We start from the raw sequence: 4,454 nt of genomic DNA, 5'->3' as shown, positions 1-4,454 counted from the left end.
TTAGAAGTGAGAATGCCGGTATGAGTAGCGAAAGACGGGTGAGAATCCCGTCCACCGAATGCCTAAGGTTTCCTGAGGAAGGCTCGTCCGCTCAGGGTTAGTCAGGACCTAAGCCGAGGCCGACAGGCGTAGGCGATGGACAACAGGTTGATATTCCTGTACCACCTCTTTATCGTTTGAGCAATGGAGGGACGCAGAAGGATAGAAGAAGCGTGCGATTGGTTGTGCACGTCCAAGCAGTTAGGCTGATAAGTAGGCAAATCCGCTTATCGTGAAGGCTGAGCTGTGATGGGGAAGCTCCTTATGGAGCGAAGTCTTTGATTCCCCGCTGCCAAGAAAAGCTTCTAGCGAGATAAAAGGTGCCTGTACCGCAAACCGACACAGGTAGGCGAGGAGAGAATCCTAAGGTGTGCGAGAGAACTCTGGTTAAGGAACTCGGCAAAATGACCCCGTAACTTCGGGAGAAGGGGTGCTTTCTTAACGGAAAGCCGCAGTGAATAGGCCCAAGCGACTGTTTAGCAAAAACACAGCTCTCTGCGAAGCCGTAAGGCGAAGTATAGGGGGTGACACCTGCCCGGTGCTGGAAGGTTAAGGAGAGGGGTTAGCGTAAGCGAAGCTCTGAACTGAAGCCCCAGTAAACGGCGGCCGTAACTATAACGGTCCTAAGGTAGCGAAATTCCTTGTCGGGTAAGTTCCGACCCGCACGAAAGGTGTAACGATTTGGGCACTGTCTCAACCAGAGACTCGGTGAAATTATAGTACCTGTGAAGATGCAGGTTACCCGCGACAGGACGGAAAGACCCCGTGGAGCTTTACTGTAGCCTGATATTGAATTTTGGTACAGTTTGTACAGGATAGGCGGGAGCCATTGAAACCGGAGCGCTAGCTTCGGTGGAGGCGCTGGTGGGATACCGCCCTGACTGTATTGAAATTCTAACCTACGGGTCTTATCGACCCGGGAGACAGTGTCAGGTGGGCAGTTTGACTGGGGCGGTCGCCTCCTAAAGTGTAACGGAGGCGCCCAAAGGTTCCCTCAGAATGGTTGGAAATCATTCGTAGAGTGCAAAGGCATAAGGGAGCTTGACTGCGAGACCTACAAGTCGAGCAGGGACGAAAGTCGGGCTTAGTGATCCGGTGGTTCCGCATGGAAGGGCCATCGCTCAACGGATAAAAGCTACCCCGGGGATAACAGGCTTATCTCCCCCAAGAGTCCACATCGACGGGGAGGTTTGGCACCTCGATGTCGGCTCATCGCATCCTGGGGCTGTAGTCGGTCCCAAGGGTTGGGCTGTTCGCCCATTAAAGCGGTACGCGAGCTGGGTTCAGAACGTCGTGAGACAGTTCGGTCCCTATCCGTCGTGGGCGTAGGAAATTTGAGAGGAGCTGTCCTTAGTACGAGAGGACCGGGATGGACGCACCGCTGGTGTACCAGTTGTTCTGCCAAGGGCATAGCTGGGTAGCTATGTGCGGAAGGGATAAGTGCTGAAAGCATCTAAGCATGAAGCCCCCCTCAAGATGAGATTTCCCATAGCGTAAGCTAGTAAGATCCCTGAAAGATGATCAGGTTGATAGGTTCGAGGTGGAAGCATGGTGACATGTGGAGCTGACGAATACTAATAGATCGAGGACTTAACCATATAATATGTAGCAAATGTTATCTAGTTTTGAAGGAATATGCCTTCATAGTTTGGTGATGATGGCAGAGAGGTCACACCCGTTCCCATACCGAACACGGAAGTTAAGCTCTCTAGCGCCGATGGTAGTTGGGACCTTGTCCCTGTGAGAGTAGGACGTCGCCAAGCAACTTTAAGACGAGTCAGAATGACTCGTCTTTTTTGTGTTTTGTAACTTCTTTTCAAAGCTAATTACATATTTATATAAGTTTTATTCGATTTCTTTCGTGATTTTTGATATGTAATTTAAGATTTTCTATTTTATTTCTTAAAGATAAGATTCACTGGTGTGTTAAAATAGTACAGTTGTTTTTTGATGTACTTTAATATAAGAAGATTTAAGTTAGAAAAGGAGATAATATGAAAAGGATAGGTATAATTACTATAGTAGTCTTAGTCCTTCTATTAATCGTGTATATGTTAGTTGGGAATTATTTTTATAACTACGCGTTGAATGCGAAACAAGAAAAAGAATTTTTGCAAGATAATCCTCATTTAGTAGAAACGGTAAATGCATCGGGAGATGTATTGGCTACAAATGAAGAAAAGAATGCGAACTTCGTATCGAAGTATAAACCTAACACATTAACTATACGTTCTTTCGATAAATTGAATTTAAAAGGCTATGAATATATGAATGAATCATCTAGTCATAAATGGGCAATTGTGGTTCATGGATACAATGGTAGAGCATCAGAAATGACGAAATATATTCGTAACTTTTATGAACAAGGCTATAATGTCATAGCACCAGACCTTCGTGGGCACGGAAATAGTGAAGGGGATTATGTTGGTATGGGCTGGCATGATCGTAAAGATGTTTTGATTTGGATTCAACAAATCTTAAAGAAAGATCCTAATGCTGAAATAGCTCTATTTGGTGTTTCAATGGGCGGGGCAACTGTAATGATGACTTCAGGAGAAGATTTACCTTCTAATGTTAAAGTTATTATTGAAGATTGTGGATACTCAACCGTTATTGATGAATTTACTTATCAGCTAAAAGATTTATTCCACTTGCCGAAGTTTCCTGTTATGAATGCGGCAAATACAGTTACAAAATTAAGAGCTAGATATGATTTAGAAGAAGCTTCAGCTGTAAAACAAGTGGCGAAAAGTAAAACACCTATGCTATTCATTCATGGGGATGCTGATACATTCGTTCCTTTTGAAATGTTAGATGAAGTATATAATGCTGCAAAAGTAGAAAAAGAGAAATTAATTGTTCCAGGTGCTGGGCATGGAGAAGCGGAGAAAGTAGATTCGAATAAATATTGGAATACCGTATGGAAGTTCGTAGGGAAGTATATTCCGGCATAATTAAAGTTGTTGCATTTATATAGACGATAATCGGAGGGATAATAGTTAATCCTTTTGATTATCGTTGTTTTTGTTAATTAGGTAGTCTGCTATAAGTGTATTTTTGTATGTACTATATGAAGGAGATAGAGCAAAAACTTTTGAATTCCTTAATCTCAGTGCTACAATGATTGAAAACTAAATGTTAATGAGGTGTTTATATGAAAATTGAGGTTTGGTCGGATTTTGTATGCCCATTTTGCTATATTGGGAAACGTAGATTAGAGATGGCTTTAGAGCAATTTCCACATAAGAAGGATGTTGAAGTTGAGTTTAAAAGTTTTGAGTTGGATCCGAATACTCCCGTTTACTCTGGAACAAGTATTAATGAAGTGCTTGCATCAAAGTATGGGATTAGTATTGAAGAAGCTAAGCGTAATAACGTACAGCTAGGAAATCATGCAGCTAGTATGGGTTTAAGTTTTAATTTTGATGAGATGAAGCCGACGAATACGTTTGATGCGCATCGTCTTGCGAAGTTTGCAAAGAATCATGGAAAAGAAAAGGAGATTACGGAGAATCTACTTTTTGCATATTTCACTGAATCGAAAAATTTAAGTGATGTGGATACACTTGCTATTATCGCTGCAGCCTCAGGTTTAGATAAGCAAGAAGCTTTAAATGTTATTAATGATAAAAATGCGTACGCAAATGATGTTAGAATTGATGAAGCGATTGCTCAGCAATATCAAATTTCGGGAGTGCCTTATTTTATTATTAATCAAAAGTATGCTATTTCAGGTGCACAACCACTTGAAACTTTTGTTGGTGCACTTCAGCAAGTTTGGGAAGAAGAGAATCCTGCACCGAAGTTACAGGAACTTTCAGCAGATGGTGGAAGCGATCTTTCTTGTGCTGATGGAAGTTGTTCGGTGCCATCAAAAGAACAATAGCTTTTATGATGGAATAGCACCCTATAGATAGTTCTGTGGGGTGCTTGTATATAACTATAGAAGAAATGCGTAAATAGATAATTTGATTACGTATATGTATTCTATAAAATATAAAGTTTTTAAAAAAACATATTGACGATTATACAAATGAAGTGTAATATAGGACAAGTCGCCGATGACATTAACGTCGCAAGCGACAAACGAAATGAAAAACTTAGTTGACATTAACTAACGAAGATGTTAACATAAGGAAGTCGCAAATGAGCGACCAAGTAGTTCTTTGAAAACTGAACGAAACAAACAACGTGAAACGTCAATTTTTATTTTTAGATGCTAGACAAACTAACTTTATTGGAGAGTTTGATCCTGGCTCAGGATGAACGCTGGCGGCGTGCCTAATACATGCAAGTCGAGCGAATGGATTGAGAGCTTGCTCTCAAGAAGTTAGCGGCGGACGGGTGAGTAACACGTGGGTAACCTGCCCATAAGACTGGGATAACTCCGGGAAACCGGGGCTAATACCGGATAA

General features: G+C 41.9%; 2 protein-coding genes and 3 rRNA genes. All 5 read left to right on the top strand.

Annotated features, from left to right (window positions below; genetic code table 11):
• Positions 1-1,637 (top strand): 23S ribosomal RNA (locus tag ACO6VI_RS32780); the annotation flags it as partial.
• Positions 1,638-1,686: 49 nt separating this feature from the next.
• Positions 1,687-1,802: ribosomal RNA gene (gene rrf, locus ACO6VI_RS32775) — 5S ribosomal RNA — on the top strand.
• A gap of 231 nt (positions 1,803-2,033) precedes the next feature.
• A complete protein-coding gene (locus ACO6VI_RS32770; protein WP_422425179.1) occupies positions 2,034-2,993 on the top strand; it encodes an alpha/beta hydrolase in 960 nt (319 codons plus the stop codon).
• A 200-nt stretch (positions 2,994-3,193) separates the two neighbouring features.
• Entirely contained in the window at positions 3,194-3,925 is a 732-nt protein-coding gene (locus ACO6VI_RS32765) for a DsbA family oxidoreductase (RefSeq protein WP_000687922.1), read from the top strand.
• A gap of 348 nt (positions 3,926-4,273) precedes the next feature.
• Positions 4,274-4,454 (top strand): 16S ribosomal RNA (locus ACO6VI_RS32760); the annotation flags it as partial.

The organism is Bacillus sp. PSXD-155 (assembly GCF_049310765.1).
In the GTDB taxonomy this organism is placed as follows: Bacteria; Bacillota; Bacilli; order Bacillales; family Bacillaceae_G; genus Bacillus_A; species Bacillus_A cereus.
This window is presented reverse-complemented; position numbering and strand designations above follow the sequence as displayed.

What these genes read in the sequence shown, in the direction of transcription:
- ACO6VI_RS32770 (WP_422425179.1), top strand. Translation starts at nt 2,034, where the DNA reads ATGAAAAGGATAGGTATAATTACTATAGTAGTCTTAGTCCTTCTATTA.
- ACO6VI_RS32765 (WP_000687922.1), top strand. Translation starts at nt 3,194, where the DNA reads ATGAAAATTGAGGTTTGGTCGGATTTTGTATGCCCATTTTGCTATATT.